This is a genomic window from Streptomyces mutabilis, from assembly GCF_014649815.1.
Lineage (GTDB): Bacteria > Actinomycetota > Actinomycetes > Streptomycetales > Streptomycetaceae > Streptomyces > Streptomyces mutabilis.
On record NZ_BMTT01000349.1, the window covers coordinates 1 to 504 of the forward strand.

The following is a 504-nucleotide window of genomic DNA, read 5'->3' on the forward strand; positions in this document are numbered from 1 at the left end:
AAATAGCCTTTTTATTTTTTATAAATAAACGCCTTTTAAACCTGACTATCTTTATTTGTGTTTTTAATATCGATAAATTAGCCCTAAATAATATACAAGGGTAAATATATGAAATTAAGAAATGCAATAATAATTGGCGTAATATACACACCATCAATATGCCAAGCCGTAGTACAGCATAACTATGAATATGATAAACATTATTCTAATCTTGTTTTTATTAATCAAGATTCTTCAACAACCGTTAAACCCAATGAAACCAATCATAATCAAGCAGAAATATTAATAGCACCCAAAAATTCCAAAGGCATTTCTTATAATAAATATGATAGATTTCATGTAACTGATGCTGGCATTATTTTAAATAATAAAGAGGTTGCCGCTGAGACTATTATTAATGAAGTGGTTAATGGAGCAACGTCACTCTTATCGGGAAATATCGCGGTAGCTGGCAATGCAGCTCATGTTGTTATAGCCAACCCAAATGGTATTGAATGCCATAAT

The 504-nt window shown here is 30.4% G+C and carries 1 protein-coding gene; it reads left to right on the forward strand.

Going from position 1 to position 504, the window contains the following annotated elements:
• Positions 1 to 108: 108 nt before the first annotated feature.
• A partial coding sequence (locus IE142_RS40615; protein WP_191889555.1) for a two-partner secretion domain-containing protein occupies positions 109 to 504 on the forward strand: 396 nt, incomplete at its 3' end.